Raw genomic sequence first — 16,138 nt, 5'->3', positions numbered from 1 at the left:
CATTGAGATTGACTATTGTGAGGAGACGGGGATGGGGGCAGGGGAGCAGGGGAGCAGAGAGAGAATAACTCCTAACTCAGCACTCATTACTCATTACTCAGCACTCCTAACGCCCCATGCCCAATGCCCCATACCAAATACTAGTTACCGTTGCTCAATGGGAGTATAAGTAACTTCGTGCAGACCGTTGTAAACCTGGGTAGGACGGAAAATCCGGTTTTCTGCTAGTTGTTCTTTCCAATGGGCTAGCCAACCGGCAACGCGAGCGATCGCAAATATTGGCGTAAATAAGTCTGTAGGAATACCCATTTTCCTATACACCAAACCGGAATAAAAGTCAATATTGGGATAAATCCCCTTGCTACCGAGTTTTTCTCCTACCACTTGTTCCATCTCTAGGGCAATGTCATAGAACTTGTCATGCCCAAACTTTTCAAACAATTGCTCTGCTAGACCTTGTAAAATTATGGCTCGTGGATCTTTCACTTTATAGACACGATGTCCAAAGCCCATAATTTTAGATTTAGTTTCCAGACAATGCTCTATGTAGGGACGGACATTCTCCACAGAGCCAATTTTTTCCAACATCTGAATTACTTCTTCATTGGCTCCACCATGTAGAGGCCCGCCCAAAGTTCCCACAGCACTAGCAACCACAGCATAAGGATCGGTCAAGGTGGAAGCTGTCACCCTAGCACTGAAGGTAGAAGCATTCATTGTATGCTCGACTTGAAGTATCAAGCAGATATCAAAAATCCGCGCCATCAGAGGATCGGGTTCTTGCTCATTGAGCATGTATAGAAAGTTGGCGGAATAGTCTAAATCATCACGGGGACGTACCGGATCGTTGCCTTTTCGCATCAGTTGGAAGGCCGCCACCATCGTCGGAATAGTTGCTATTAGCCGCACTACTGAATCTCGAATGTAGGCAGGATTATGTAAATCCCGGAGCGAATAAAACAAACCTAAAGCCGCAGCAGAGGCTTGCAAGGCATCCATTGGGTGGCCGCTTTCTGGAAAGCATTTCATCATGTCCCGAATGCGGTATTTTATCCGCCGATGGTAACGAACTTCATGCTCAAATGTTTCCAGTTCTTCTTTGCTTGGCAGTTTACCCCAGATTAAGAGATAAGCAGTTTCTAGGAATGTACTTTTTTCTGCTAATTCCTCAATCCTAATGCCACGATATTCTAGTATTCCCTTTTGCCCATCAACATAGCTGATACTTGATTGAGCGGCGGGAATGCCTTCTAGACCAGGCTTGTATTCGCACACCATCATGGCACCACCATTCGCTTTGTGAAATATCTGATCGTGCTAACTTACCAGAAATTTATTATCGCCATAACAGTAGCCGTTCTAGCAACAATCGAAAATGTTGAAAAACTGTTACAGCAGGTACTTGGGTGGTGTCAACCAAAACATCTGACTCCGACCCAGAGGAGAACCTGTTTCTGGTAGTTTTATCCCAATCATACCTGCTTTTTTCAAGACAAAACTTTCTTTGACTTCTCCCCACAGGAGAATTTCTGCCCAATTGGTTAAATCAGGTTCGTGTCCAACCAGCGCCAGTTGGGTCTTTTGGGAATAATTTCTTGGCTCTAACCACTCTTTTAGCCAACTAGAAATTTGACCGTCGTGAGCGAGGTGGCTAGATTCCTCTAACTGGGAGCTTAGTTTTTCTGCTATCAGGATTTCAGCCGTTTGGCGCGCCCGCACTAAGGGACTGGTGAGAATTAAATCAAAGTTTAAACCTAATTTAACAAGTTTTTGGGCAACTTTCTCAGTTTTTTGCCTTCCTTCTTTGGTGAGGCTGCGCTCCTCATCTTTGATGCCTAATCCCTTGTCTTCGGCGATACCATGACGAATTAAATATAGTTCCATACTTTAATTTTGTGAGCGTAGCAGGGTGTTGCCCGTTCTGAGTTAGGAGTTACGTGTGGTGTGACTTAACCTATCCTAATCTTAATCATTATTACGTATTGGTTGATCTGTCATCTGTTCTGTATAAGGCGAAGTCTCGATAACTCTTGCTGGATTATTTTTGATACCTCTGAACAAAAAATGAAGATGATTTTGCATTATTCAACAGCAGGACACCATTTACAGGGACAGGCGATCCCAAAGTTATCTTCTGATAAACTTGTTTCCACCATTGCCTCTCGCCGCGCTCTTTGATAGGTAGTATTTATCCACTCGGCATCATTTAAAAAACGCTGCAAGCTAGGACTTTCTTGCAGCAATTCATCTATATTCAGTCGCTCACGGGTAATGGTCACTTGCCAACTGTGACTACGACGTTCTGGTTGATACTTCCATTTCAACAAATGCGATAAGACTAACCGCAACGCATTTTGCAAAGCTCGTTGTTGACTCTTACCCAAGTCCACCACTTCTTCTATTAAGTGTTCTAAATCCAGGGTGTCCCAGTGGTGCAATCGCAAAAGCTCTGCTGTCTGCTCTACCCAAGCATAAAAATCTTGCTCATACAAAGTTTGTAAGATTTGGAGTTTTATAGACTTCATAGCGCTTCTTCTTCACAAATAAATAGGTAGGCGCAAGTTAACTTTGATTTAGTTCAGTATTCGCCATAAAACCCAAATTCCCGACTTTTATCAAAAATCGGGAAGGGATACTATCTGAACAAACACTTTGACTGCTGTATTAGTTAGGAGTTCTGCGCGTCTCCTTGAAATCTCTCTACTCCGATTGAATCGGGTTGTCTCTGGGGTTAACTAACCTCAGCAGTTTTTGCTTAATTTGAGCGTCGAATACTTCCCATTTCATTTTCGCATAGGCGGAATTTTCGTTACTGCCAGATAAGAAGCCCATTGGGATTTCAAAGCCACCTGCGCTTGTTCTTCCACCGCCGAAAAAGCGCCCTGTGCTATCTTGCCCAAAAGCTTCTTTGATGAATTCATCGGGGTCAAGGGTAAGTTTGCTAGTTCTCAGGGAGCCGATGACTATTTCCAGTTCTTCGTCTTCATCGTGAACAATGCCGTAAACTACGGCGGTGTGGACGTTTTCTTCGGTAACGAGAAAATCAGCCGCTTGGGGGATGGCGTCACGGTCTTCGTAGCGTAAATAGCCAACACCAGCAATGGAAAAGTTATTTTGGACGATGCGGTTTTTCAGCGATCGCTCGATCACATCCATTACCCGCTTGGAACGGTTCGCCTGTAAAATAGCATTCAACAGTTGAGCGTCATAAAATCGGCTTAAATACGCCGCTGCCATAAAATCTTCTTCTTGCGCTTGCATTAGCCGATCTGTATCCGATCGCAAGCCATGCATCAAGGCAGTAGCACATTTGACGTGTTGATTTATGCTGCTATCTAATGCCAATAATCCTGTTTGGAGGTATTGAGTAAAAATTGTTGCCGTTGCTCTTACATAAGGACGGATATCCTCAAACTCTGATTGCAGATCGCCTTGGATACTGTGATGATCGACGAGTACCACTAAAGGAATTCCAGCTTGCTGCACTGCTGACAGTAGTTGTGAAGTGGTTCCCTGGTTGTCAATTAATACAAAACCTTGATAAGATGACAAATCTTTTGTTTTCAAGGTTTGGGTTGTCCAGCGTTGGATAGGTAAATTAGTCAGCCTTACCAAGGCAATATTTTCTTGATGGCTCAATGCACCAGCATAAATGATTTCACACTTGATATCATATTGCTGGGCAATTAACTGATAAGCCCAGGCGCAAGAAAGCGCATCAGGGTCAGGAAAATCTTGCAGAATTACCAGTTGGCGATCGTGTCGGTGTGCCAAAAGGGTTTTTTGCAGTTCTTCTGACTTTTGTTGTGCCAGAGAATTACCACGGTTACTGAGATATATCGCTCCATCACCTACCGATGGCGGTAGTGACGGACTCTTAAATGCAACTTCCACTGGCGCTTTCTCGATTTCAGGTTCCTCTGGGTTTGGCTCTGTGGTCAACGACAAACTCTCAAACTGAGTAACGGGAGAATTAAAGTACATAGGGAACTTTTTTTAAGTGTGAGGCTCCTTTAATTCAGAAATACTACGAGCAGCAATTACCTGAATTTAGCCACATTAATTACGATCTTCGCAAAAATCTCAAGACATTGCACTATACATCTAAGTATATTTCTTGTCAGTAACAGCGCTCAACAATCAACTAACTTCCACTAAAGGGCATACAGCAAGGAAGTTTAGGATATTGGGCTGTATCTGGCAGCATAATGTTTTAGGAGTTTTGTTCTCTTTCGTAAATTCAATCAGCGAGATTTTTATCTAACTTAGGGTATACTTACTATCTTATACTTTGGAATTAGTCCCTGATATTTGAAATATTCTTATGCTTAATATTCTCATTATTGTGACTATTGAGCAATTAACAATTATTTTTCATGAACAACGCGTGTTTACTATCCCCTTTGAAAATTTTGAAAATTTAGAGTAAAGTCCAATGAAAAAGGGCAAAATACAGGGGGAGTAAAGAGCAAAAGGGAAACTCTATATACATACAACAAATTTAAAAGCTTGATATTTGATGCAATCGCCTTTGTTGCAAGCCACATAGCCACCAATTTTTTAACAGTCGATAACTCAAGTTATTGGTTATCTCCCAAAGAAAGAGGTATTTCTTCTTTTTCCTTTGCTCCTCTGTTTTTTGCTCAAAGACCTATAACATATTTTTGCCATTCTGTATGCAGTCCACTCTTAAGATGTTTGCTGACCTCGAAATAGAGACTGCTATAAGGTTGGCGCGGGGGATGACGCAAAGGCATGTGAGCTTCGTGGGGATTCCGACTGCCTTTTTTGACATTACAACGGACACAAGCGGTAACAATATTCTCCCAAGTATCGCCTCCGCCGCGCGATCGCGGTATTACATGGTCTAGTGTCAATTCATCCCCTGTGTAACCACAGTATTGACAAGCATGACCATCACGGTGCAATATATTTCGGCGAGTTAGAGGGATTTCTTTATAAGGAACGCGTACATAATGACGCAACCGGATCACGGTCGGCAACGGGAAATCCGTGTACAGAAATTTGCCGTTGTGTTCCACGCGTTCTGCTTTGCCCTTGATTAAAAGAACTACAGCGCGACGCCAACTCGTTATATTGAGAGGTTCGTAAGAGGCGTTTAAGACTAAAACCTTCCCCATTATTTGCGCTCAGGGTATGAGTTTTACAATATATTAACACAAATACACCCTGCTAGGGAGATGAGAAGAAATTATACTTTCGGAAGAATTTGAAAATTAAGTTATGAGTAAAGAGTCACGAGTTAGGAGTGAAGAGTGAGGAGTTAGGAGTTGAAAAGTCAAATTTATTACTTTATCAAAATTATTACTTAGACTGACGCAATCGCGCAGCGTCTTGTAGACAAGAACAAAGTGAAAAGTTAAGCCGTAAGATTTACTTCTAACTTATAACTCATAACTTCTAACTCATAACTTTTACTTAGCGCCGTAACATCTTGTATCAATTCCAATCTGAAGGTTAAACTTCCTATTTAATCTGATCTCGCTTTTAGGAGCGTGTATAGATAGATAACTTGAAAGTTTAGCCGTGGCGGGATAGGAGTCAGTACAAATGTTAAGTCGCAAACAAATCCCTGGTGTAGTTCCTAATCAGCAATGCGATACCTACGCGTGGTTTTCGCAACGAGCTTGGGTAGAAATTGATTTAGAAGCGTTGTCATACAATGTAAAGCAACTGGTGCAGTTTTTATCGCCGCGTACCCAGTTAATGGCAGTAGTAAAAGCTGATGCCTATGGACATGGAGCAGTAACAGTTGCCCAAATTGCCATCCAATCGGGAGCTAGTTGCCTGGGAGTGGCTACAGTTCCAGAAGCTATTCAATTGCGAGAAGGCGGGATTCAAGCTCCCATTTTGATTTTAGGGGCAACTCATACACTAGAGCAGATTCATGCGATCGCCCAATGGAAACTTCAGCCCACACTCTGTAGCCCTAAACAAGCTTTAGTATTTTCTGATACCTTAGAGTCGATGAATCATGGTTCTCCAGTGCCCGTACACATTAAATTAGACACGGGAATGTCTAGGTTGGGGACTGATTGGCGGCAAGCTGGCGAATTTGTGCAACTAGTGCAGCGATTACCACATCTATCTATTGCCAGTATTTATTCTCATTTAGCGACAGCAGACGATCCCGATACCACGGCAATGGAAGAACAGCATAAACGATTTGAGGATGCGATCGCTCAAATCAAAGCAATGGGAATTGAACCGCCTTGCTTGCACTTGGCAAACTCAGCCGCCGCACTTACAAATTCAGCATTGCACTACGACATGGTGCGTGTAGGTTTAGCTGTTTACGGACTCTATCCAGCACCGCATTTACAAAATGCGATCGATCTCAAGCCTGTTTTGCAACTTAAAGCAAGAGTTACCCAAGTTAAAACAATTGCCGCAGGAACAGCTGTTAGCTATGGTCATAAATTTATTGCCCCGCGCGAACTTCGCCTTGCTGTTGTGGGAATTGGCTATGCTGACGGTGTTCCTCGCAGTCTTTCCAACAAAATGCAGGTGTTAATTCGCGGTCAGCGCGTGTCACAAATTGGGACAATTACAATGGATCAGTTAATGCTGGATGTAAGTGCCATACCCAATATCCAAGAAGGAGAAATAGTCACCTTATTAGGAGAACAGGGAAAAGAACAAATTTCAGCAGACGATTGGGCAGAACAACTAAACACTATTTCTTGGGAAATTCTCTGTGGATTCAAGCATCGTCTGCCTCGTGTTGCGGTTATGTAATTGGGCATGGGGCATGGGGCATTGGGCATTGTTATTCTTTTCCAACTTCCCCAGTCCCCATTTCCTATTCCCAAAAATAATTTCTTATGGTATGATGGTAAACTGATGCGGATGTGGCGGAATTGGCAGACGCGCTAGATTTAGGTTCTAGTTCCGAGAGGAGTGAAGGTTCAAGTCCTTTCATCCGCATTTCTAATAAATCGAATTGCCTGATCTAGGCTGGTACTTATACTTGAGTTAAAAGTTCAAGAATAGTTACCAGCCTATTTAAATATCGCTTAAATAAAAATATGTTTCGCCAGCATAGCTTCAAATACAAGAGGATATTTGAAAATTTGTTTGTGGTAAAATGCACCTGTGAACAAGACAGGGAAAGACTTTTAACTTAATAAGTCTGTTCTCCAAATGATAGTAAATGTGTCAAAGTGCATAAGTCCTAATGGATTTAATAACCTACAATTTTCGTAGGTAGGATGTGTTAGGGACATAACGTACCATTCTGAGAACTTTCAGTACCTATTCTCGGCGGTAAAACACTCTACAAAAAATAAGTTTTGCATTCTGTTTCATCTAAGTTATTAAATACAAATAACAAAAAATACATTTATTGCTTTCAATAAATAAGTGTTATTACTGTGGTCAATTTGAAGTTGCTCGATGCAAAGTGGCTTCATTATTTCTTACTTGTTTAAAAAATAAATTTCAACTAAGTGTAAATACAGAAGCTCAAAGAGATCGCCATTAATAAAATCAGTATTATTCCTGTGGTCAGATTGGGGTTACTCAATGGAAAGTGGCTTCATCTAGTCTTGACATTTTTATGTCTTATTTCTCGAAAGATGTTGATAAATCTCAGTAACACTAAGTAGATTAATCACAATTTACGAATTTACTAAGATTTGCTCATCTGAAAATAACGCTACTCTCGTTGAGTTTCACCACAAATCTAGATGTAAACTGATGTACTTTAAAATCCAAAAGTTTAATGCTTTTTACTTGATTTTGATTGTGGAATAACTTTACACGAATTTAGCTTACACGTATCGAATTTTAGCTGAAGTAAAAGCAAAATGAGCACAACTCCTATAGGTAGCTACAGGTTGTTCCAGAAACTACATCCGCTATCTCTGTTGGCACAATTAACAAGTCGGCGTGCTACGGGTTGCTTAAGCGTATTTACCGGGATAGTTTCTTGGTCAATCTATCTAGAGGACGGTAAACTTACTTATGCCTCCTATTCAGATAAACTATTTGAGCGCCTTGACAGTCACTTACGGCGCTTGAGTCAGCAAATTCCAGCTCTCAACAGCGCCACTCGCGTACAGATGCGGCTGATGTTTGAGACGAAAAATGAACATCAATCAATACCAAATGCAGATTACCAAGCTATTTGTTGGTTAGTAAATCAGGACTATATTACCTCTGTGCAAGCAGGAAGCCTGATAGACGAATTAGCAAAAGAAGTAATGGAATCATTTTTGTGTTTAAAAGAAGGTAGCTATGAATTCAGTCCAGAAAGCTCTTTGGATGAACTACCAAAGTTCTGTCACCTGGATTTAAGGTTGCTTGTTGAACACTGTCAAAAACAGTTACGAAATCGGCAAAATATTCAGTCATCAATTCCGGCTGGTGGGAATTCCCAAGTTTTTTCTACAACACAGTCTTCTCAAATTCAGCCACAGTTGCAAATAAAGATTGGGCAAAACTTGCCAATTCCAATCAATTTTGATATTTCGGAAAATAATAAAACCCCTCAGTCATCTGTTGGCAAAAAACTATATACAATTGCCTGCATTGATGATAGCCAAACTGTTTTGAATTCTATCAAACACTTTTTAGATGAAAACACATTTTCAGTTGTAACAATCAACGATCCGGTAAAAGCTTTAATGCAAATTTTACGGAGTAAGCCCGATCTGATTTTGCTAGATGTTGAAATGCCAAGTTTGGATGGCTATGAGCTATGTTCCTTATTACGTAAACATTCAGCTTTTAAAAATACACCGATCGTTATGGTGACTGGTAGAACAGGATTTATCGACAGGGCAAAAGCTAAAATGGTCAGATCGTCAGGATATTTGACTAAGCCTTTTACACAATCCGAATTGCTAAAAATGGTTTTTAAGCATCTTGGTTGATTGAAATAAGGCAAATAAAAATAACAAAATATGTTTAATTTATTTTTTTAGGAGATTTGATAGTGAGCCTGACTTTGCTTGGCACAATTTTGATTGTAGAAGATTCTCCCAGTGAATTGGAATTAATGAGCCATTATCTCAAAGAGAGTGGTTACAACGTAATTAAAGCAAGTGGTGCAAAAGAGGGTTTAGAAAAAGCTGTGTTAGAAAAACCAGATGCGATCGTTACTGATGTAGTAATGCCAGAAATGAGCGGATTTGAATTATGTCGTTCTCTGAGAAGAAATCCAATTACTGCAAAAGTGCCGATTGTAGTTTGTAGTTCCAAAAATCAAGAAATTGATCGTTTGTGGGCGATGAGACAAGGTGCAGATGCCTATATAACTAAACCTTACACCCGCGAACATCTGCTACGTACTATTAAATCAATGGTAATTTGAATCAATGACTAGTACAAACATTACTCTTTCTTCAAAACCAATCCCGAATAATTTAGCAGATAGTTATCTGAAGTTTCAGCTAAATCAACAAACTACTGCTGTTTTATCAATGAAGCATACGCAAGAAGCAATTCTTGTGCCTGTTGAATCTATTACGTCAATACCGAATATGCCATCCTGCATATTAGGATTAATGAATTGGCGGAGTCGGATAATTTGGGTAGTTGATTTACCAAGAATGCTCAATTTAGAATCCCTAGATTATCGACTGCGACAATACAATGTAATCGTTATCCAAGTGGAATCATTGGTGTTGGGATTAGTTGTACAAGAAATAAAAGGTACAACCAAGTTCATAGTTGATGATATTCATTCTCCTATCGGACAAGTGACATCCAGTTTAGTTCCTTATTTATGTGGGTGCGTTGTACAACAGGAAGAAATATTACTGGTATTAGATGCACAGGCAATTGTGCAATCTTCTATTCTCCGCAGTGATTAGATTTTACTACTAAAAACAGCTTTTTAGGGTTCTTATTCACATATTTAGGAGAACTACTTTTATGTTTAATAAAACTAACACGAATCAAGGTAATAGCGCTCAAAATCGAGCATCGCTGATTTCATCTCAAAAAGCTATTGGAACTGTAGTAAAGCTACCAACTAAGCTGACTACTGAAAGTGCTAATAATTCTGCTTGGAATCAGGGGATTGCCTCTTTTACCAGGCTGGGATTGGTTAAGAAAGCGACTATTTTAGCGATCGCAATTGGTACAATACCAGTTTTGGGCATCGGTGCGATCGCTTTTGGTTTTGCCAACAAATCCATTACTAAGCAAATTACCCAATCTCAACAAGCCGAAGCCACTGGATTGAGTGATAAAGTTAACCGCTTTATGCTGGGACGCTACGGTGATATTCAAGTAATATCAAACTTACTATTTTTGACAAATTCTCAAGCTAGTATTAGTACTCAAGAAAAGCAAGCAGTCTTAGATCGGGTTGTCGAAGCCTACAAAGCTTATGACAGTATTGCTGTTTTCGATCGGCAAGGTAACTTGATTGTCCAGTCTACAGGTGAACCCTTGGAAAATCAAAAAGACCGCACCTATTTTCAAGACGCTTTACAAAAAGATACTCCTGTCATCAGCCAACCGGAAGCAGCAAAAAATACTGGTGTTGTGAGTATTTATCTAGCCGCACCTGTGAAAGAAACCAGGACGGGCCAAACCATTGGCGTGGTACAAGCACGTATGCCCGTAAAATCTTTAGAGGAAGTTACCAAAAACTACGCAGCCAACGGACAACAATATTATTTGCTTGATGCTTCGGGAACAGTTTTCTTGAGTCCCCAAAAGGAATTATTGGGGAAAGAGGCCAAGGCAGAGTATTCTAATTTACCTAAACTGCTAGCAGCCAAAAAGGTAAATAGTTTTATAGAAGTTCCGAAAACTCAGAAAAAACAAGAACTAGTCAGCTATGTACCAGCTAGTACCATAGATGGCTTACCCGATCTAAATTGGCAGGTACTTTTAGCTACAGATACCGCAACTGTATTTGAGTCGCAAAGACAATTATTGTGGACTATAGCCATCGGTACAGCAGTGACAGCATTGATTGTAGGTGCGATCGCATCTCGGTTAGCTAAACTGACTACACTACCAATTCTCAATGCAACTGCGGCATTAGCAAAGTTAGGTCAAGGTAAATTTAATACCCGTCTGGAAATTGAAAGAGAAGACGAATTAGGGGTATTGAGTGCAAATATCAACCTGATGGCCGAACAATTGCAGGTCTTAGTTAAAGAACAGCAGCAGGAACTAGACGTTGAAGGGACAAAATTACTAGCAGATATTACCCTACGGATTCGGAAAGTTCTTAAAACTGAAGATATTTATCACGCAGCAGTCAAAGAAGTTCAGCGAATCCTTAAAACAGACCGGGTAATCATTTATAGTCTGAATTTAAGTACTTTGACTGGCGTTGTCGTTGCGGAATCGGGAACTGATAATTGGCCCAAAATGCTGGGAGTGCAAATTGACGACCCTTATTTTAAGGAACATTATCTAGAAAGCGATCGCAATGAACAAGTGCAAGCAGTTGCCGATATTCATCAAGACCAAAGCCTGAAAAATGCCGATAGTTACATCCAACTGTTGGAAAAATTTGCTGTCAAAAGTCATTTAATTGTACCGATTCTTGCCCAAGAAAAACTTTTAGGCTTATTAATTGCTCATCATTGCGAAACTCCTCATGTTTGGCAACAGCCGGAAATTGACTTGTTTCAACAGATAGCAACTCAAGTCGGCTATGCCTTAGAACAAGCCAAATTATTAGAAGAGATAGAAAAAGTCAGAAATGTAACTGTAACTGGGTCAGACGAAACACTGCAACAACAACTTTTACAACTACTCAACGACGTAGAAGGTGCAGCCAGAGGCGATTTGACAGTACGTGCAGATGTAACCGCTGGGGAGATTGGTACTGTTGCCGACTTCTTCAACTCCATTGTGGAAAGCCTCCGAGATATTGTTACCCAAGTTAAACAAGCTGCCATCCATGTAAATAGTGCCATTGGCTCTAACGAAGGAGCCATCCGCCACCTAGCAGAAGAAGCGCTAACCCAAGCTGCCGAAATCAACCGCACCCTTGATGCTGTTGACCACATGACCCAATCCATGAAAGCCGTAGCCGAAAGTGCCGAAAAAACTGCCTTCATTGCTAACCATGCTGCTCACACCGCTACCAAGAGTGGACACGCAATGGATTTGACAGTACAAAACATCCTCTCTTTGCGGGAAACTGTGGGTGAAACTGCTAAGAAAGTGAAACGTTTGGGAGAGTCTTCGCAACAAATTTCTCGCGTGGTTTCCTTGATTAACCAAATTGCGATTCAAACCAACTTGCTTGCCATTAACGCCGGTATTGAAGCAGCGCGTGCGGGTGAAGAAGGTCAAGGTTTTGCCGTAGTGGCTGAAGAAGTCGGCGAACTAGCAGTTAGGAGTGCCGCCGCAACCCAAGAAATTGAACAAATTGTTGAAAATATCCAACGAGAAACCAGTGAAGTAGTGCAAGCAATGGAAATAGGCACTACCCAAGTCGTAGAAGGTACTCGAATTGTGGAGGAAGCTAAACAAAGTCTGAGTGAAATTTTGGATGTATCTTCTCAAATTGACTCTTTAGTGCAGTCGATTTCTACCGCGACTGCATCTCAGGTTGAAACATCCCAAAGTGTTAGCCAATTGATGAAAGATATCGCTGCTATATCACAACGTAGCAGCGATTCTTCTCGCCAAGTTTCTGAATCTCTGCAACAAACTGTGGATATTTCCCAACAGTTGCAAGAGACTGTCGAGGCTTTCAAAGTTAGTTAATGTTTGTCATTTGTCATTTGTCCTTTGTCCTTTGTCATTTTACCAATGACTAATGACTAATGACTTTTGTTATTTGTCCGTTGTCATTTGTCCTTTGTCCTTTTACTAAGACTAATGACCAATGACTAATGACCAATGACCAATGACCAATGACCAATAACTAATGACCAATGACCAATGACTAAGGAACAAAAACCATGCTACAAGACAAAGAATTAGAAATCCAGATGCAGTTTCTGGAAGAAGCAACAGATTATTTAAATACCTTAGAAGGGGTATTGCTGGAAATCGATACTAGTAACCGTATCGATTTGGATAAAATCAATGCTGCACTCCGGGCCACTCATTCTATTAAAGGTGGTGCGGGGATGATGGGATTTAAATCGCTAAGTGATTTATCTCACCGTCTGGAAGATTCCTTTAAAGTTTTAAAAACTAAAAAAAATTCTTTAGAAATCGATACTCAGTTGCAAAGTTTATTGCTATCTGGAGTTGACTGGCTGCGTCAAATTGTAGAATTGCTTGCAGAAGGGAATGTTGTCGAAGATCAGTGGTTAGCAACTTTTTGTTATCCCATCTTCGATGAGTTGCACGATCGCTTGGGCGACCCCACCCCAGAAGATGCCTCAACTATGCTATCCCCAGAGGACGGGCAAGACGTTATTCCTTTGCTATTTGCCACAGAAGTAGAAGAGTGTTTGCAACGTCTAGAATCTATATTGGCAGATAGCGAACAAGCCGGATTGCATGAAAATATTGCGATCCTAGCAGCTGAATTAGGCGGTTTGGGAGAAATGCTTCAGTTGCAAGCTTTTAGCAAGCTTTGTGAGTCGGTAACGCAGCATTTGGAAACTGTTAGTAGAGAACGCATTCCCGAAATTGCCCAGTTAGCATTGCAAGCATGGCGGCGATCGCAAGCTTTGGTGCTGACAAATCAGCTAGATAACTTACCTACAGCCATTGACTTGGTTAGTTCGCAATCCCTACCGCTATTACCAGCAGAAGTGATACCACAACTTCTCCCTACAGATGTCCTCGACACAGAAGTAGCGTCAACAGCGGTTTGGCAAGCAGAGATAACTCCAGAAACTTGGGTGAAAGATGAAGCAATCGCAGCCAATTTTACATTTGTAGATGCAGAATTTGCTGAGGATGGAAATGCTGTCAATGTCACCGAGCATAATACAATCTTTGCTAAAGAAGAGAATCCTCCAGATGGTAAAGTTAGCGAAGCTAAAGGAGAGCCAATTACCGTTGGTAAAGAACGAGAAATTCATGAAAATAGCGTCCGAGTTCCTAGCAAACAGTTAGAGCAAATTAATGATTTATTTGGCGAACTGATTGTTCAGCGAAATGGCTTAAATTCACAACTAGAAAGATTACGCAAACTCGTTCGCAACCTCAACCAGCGAGTCCAAATTCTCGACCGCGAAAACCAAGAATTACGTATAGTCTCCGATAAGATTTCCACTCAAGCTACCATATTTAATGGAACGCATCTACAAGCTGAAAATGCCCACCAAGTACAAAATACAAACACAGAATTTGATGCTTTAGAAATGGATCGCTATAACGAATTAAACCTGCGATCGCAGGAAGTTATGGAAACCATTGTTCAGGTACAGGAAGTCACAACAGATGTGCAACTCAGTGTAGATGATACAGACCATATTGCTCGTAAACTAAACAAAACATCAAAACAGTTACAAACCAAGCTAAATCACATCCGAATGCGGCCGCTGTCCGATTTAATCGAACGTTTTCCGAGAGCTTTACGCGATTTAAATGTCGAGTATGGCAAAAATGTTCAGTTAAAAATCGAAGGTGGCAACACTTTAATTGAACGCAGCATTTTAGAAGCTTTAAATGAACCTTTAATGCACCTATTAAGGAACGCTTTCGATCATGGTATCGAAGACTCTGCCACGCGTCGCCTTTTAGGTAAACCAGAACAAGGATTAATTGAAATTACAGCTACTCATCGCAGTAATCGCACCATCATCACCATCCGTGATGATGGTTGGGGCATTTCTCTAGAGAAAATTCGCACCCGCGCCCTAACTATGGGATTAGATGCTTCTTTACTCGCTAATGCTAGTGATGAAGAACTATTATCACTAATTTTTGAACCAGGTTTTACTACCTCCGAGCAAGTCACAGCATTATCTGGCCGCGGTGTCGGTATGGATGTGGTTCGCAATAACCTCAAACTAATTCGAGGAGATGTGAAAGTTGATACCGAACCAGGAGTTGGTACTACCTTCACTTTATCAGTACCGTTTACACTTTCCGTTGCACGAGTTTTGCTGGTAGAAATCAACAAAATTCTATTAGCATTTCCCACAGATGTGATTTCAGAAATATCTTTACTCCAAGACGAGCGAGTTTTTGAAATGGCTGGTAGCGAAGTTTTAAATTGGCAAGGAACCATGCTGCCATTGATTCGCTTAACTCGTTATTTAGAGTTTAATTGCCTACGCTACGATAGCGCAGAGTTGGAAATTCCGGCAGCCATTAGTACTAACAGTGTGTTAATAGTCAAAGGTAATAATCAGCCAGTCGCAATCCAAATAGATCGTTGTTGGGGCGAACAAGAAGTTGCGATTCGCCAAGTTGAAGGAAATATACCTTTACCTGAAGGCTTTAGCAACTGTACAATTCTCGGTGATGGTCGAGTAGTACCACTAGTTAATGTGAATGAGTTGCTGTATTGGATTGCTACAAATCAGCGGACTCCCAGAGGTACTCAATTACCATCAGCAAGATTAAAAACACCATTCCTGATATTTGATGAAGAGAAAATATCAGCAGCATCTATTAAGCAGAAAGGTACAATTTTAATCGTAGATGATTCGATTAATGTACGCCGCTTTTTAGCTCTGACTCTTGAAAAAGGAGGGTATCAAGTAGAGCAAGCTAAAGATGGTCAAGATGCTTTAGAAAAACTCCATAGTGGATTAAAAGTGGAGGCAGTAATTTGCGATATTGAAATGCCTCGCCTTGATGGTTATGGCTTTTTAGGTAAGGTAAATTCAGATGTGGATACAAAAAATATTCCAGTGGCGATGTTGACTTCTCGTAGCAGCAATAAACATCGGCAACTAGCTATGCAATTGGGAGCTCGGGCTTACTTTTCTAAACCTTATAACGAGCAAGAGTTATTGCAAACACTGGAGGAAATAATTCATTCGGTTGCAGAACAGGCAGCTTCTAATTAAAAATTGTTAATTCATAATTAGGTTTTAGATATTTTTTTAGGTGCGTTATGCCAAAGGCTAATGCACTATTTGTTTTAACTTTTGGTGCCTTGGTGACTATAAGTCACGGCTACACAAACAAAACCCGCCTGTGCGGGTTAAAAAGTGAGTTATGTCAGTAATAATCGCGCAGCTTTTGCGTAATACTATTTGTGTGAGTTGAAAGAATT

11 protein-coding genes and 1 tRNA gene are annotated in these 16,138 nt (G+C 40.9%); 7 read left to right on the top strand and 5 right to left on the bottom strand.

The genetic code is table 11. The annotated features are described in order from the left end of the window. Nucleotides 1–144: 144 nt before the first annotated feature. The 5 genes from RMY32_RS11425 to RMY32_RS11405 all read right to left on the bottom strand — a co-directional run bounded on the left by RMY32_RS11425 (nt 145) and on the right by RMY32_RS11405 (nt 5,141). The gene (locus RMY32_RS11425) at nt 145–1,281 is read right to left on the bottom strand and encodes a citrate synthase (protein WP_322713724.1); all 1,137 of its coding nucleotides are present in this window, start codon (nt 1,279–1,281) and stop codon (nt 145–147) included. Nucleotides 1,282–1,389: 108 nt separating this feature from the next. Further along, nucleotides 1,390–1,884 carry a phosphohistidine phosphatase SixA gene (sixA, locus tag RMY32_RS11420; RefSeq protein WP_322713723.1) on the bottom strand — a complete coding sequence of 165 codons (495 nt, stop codon included), beginning with the start codon at nt 1,882–1,884 and terminating at the stop codon, nt 1,390–1,392. Between the two features lie 197 nt (nt 1,885–2,081). Further along, the gene (locus tag RMY32_RS11415) at nt 2,082–2,525 is read right to left on the bottom strand and encodes a DUF29 domain-containing protein (protein WP_322713722.1); all 444 of its coding nucleotides are present in this window, start codon (nt 2,523–2,525) and stop codon (nt 2,082–2,084) included. A 175-nt stretch (nt 2,526–2,700) separates the two neighbouring features. Then, nucleotides 2,701–3,984 (bottom strand): bifunctional oligoribonuclease/PAP phosphatase NrnA, encoded by a 1,284-nt coding sequence (locus RMY32_RS11410; protein ID WP_322713721.1) that lies wholly within the window; start codon nt 3,982–3,984, stop codon nt 2,701–2,703. Between the two features lie 659 nt (nt 3,985–4,643). Beyond that, nucleotides 4,644–5,141 carry an HNH endonuclease gene (locus RMY32_RS11405; RefSeq protein ID WP_322713720.1) on the bottom strand — a complete coding sequence of 166 codons (498 nt, stop codon included), beginning with the start codon at nt 5,139–5,141 and terminating at the stop codon, nt 4,644–4,646. A gap of 430 nt (nt 5,142–5,571) precedes the next feature. On the opposite strand from RMY32_RS11405, the gene alr reads away from it, so the two are divergent. The 7 genes from alr to RMY32_RS11370 all read left to right on the top strand — a co-directional run bounded on the left by alr (nt 5,572) and on the right by RMY32_RS11370 (nt 15,929). Next, nucleotides 5,572–6,759, top strand: a complete 1,188-nt coding sequence (gene alr / locus RMY32_RS11400) for an alanine racemase (protein ID WP_322713719.1) — start codon at nt 5,572–5,574, stop codon at nt 6,757–6,759. A gap of 107 nt (nt 6,760–6,866) precedes the next feature. After that, nucleotides 6,867–6,948: transfer RNA gene (locus tag RMY32_RS11395), tRNA-Leu, on the top strand. 881 nt (nt 6,949–7,829) lie between these two features. Continuing rightward, nucleotides 7,830–8,897: a response regulator gene (locus tag RMY32_RS11390; RefSeq protein WP_322713718.1), complete on the top strand. Its 1,068-nt coding sequence runs from the start codon at nt 7,830–7,832 to the stop codon at nt 8,895–8,897. 62 nt (nt 8,898–8,959) lie between these two features. Continuing rightward, complete coding sequence (locus RMY32_RS11385; protein WP_322713717.1) at nt 8,960–9,337, top strand: response regulator; 378 nt, start codon at nt 8,960–8,962, stop codon at nt 9,335–9,337. Nucleotides 9,338–9,341: 4 nt separating this feature from the next. Further along, on the top strand, nt 9,342–9,839 hold the full coding sequence (locus RMY32_RS11380; protein ID WP_322713716.1) for a chemotaxis protein CheW: 498 nt from the start codon (nt 9,342–9,344) through the stop codon (nt 9,837–9,839). A gap of 61 nt (nt 9,840–9,900) precedes the next feature. Continuing rightward, nucleotides 9,901–12,711 (top strand): methyl-accepting chemotaxis protein, encoded by a 2,811-nt coding sequence (locus RMY32_RS11375; protein ID WP_322713715.1) that lies wholly within the window; start codon nt 9,901–9,903, stop codon nt 12,709–12,711. 197 nt (nt 12,712–12,908) lie between these two features. Then, complete coding sequence (locus RMY32_RS11370; protein ID WP_322713714.1) at nt 12,909–15,929, top strand: hybrid sensor histidine kinase/response regulator; 3,021 nt, start codon at nt 12,909–12,911, stop codon at nt 15,927–15,929. The last annotated feature ends 209 nt before the right edge of the window (nt 15,930–16,138 follow it).

Source organism: Nostoc sp. ChiSLP03a (assembly GCF_034531215.2).
Taxonomy (GTDB): Bacteria; Cyanobacteriota; Cyanobacteriia; order Cyanobacteriales; family Nostocaceae; genus Nostoc.
This window is presented reverse-complemented; position numbering and strand designations above follow the sequence as displayed.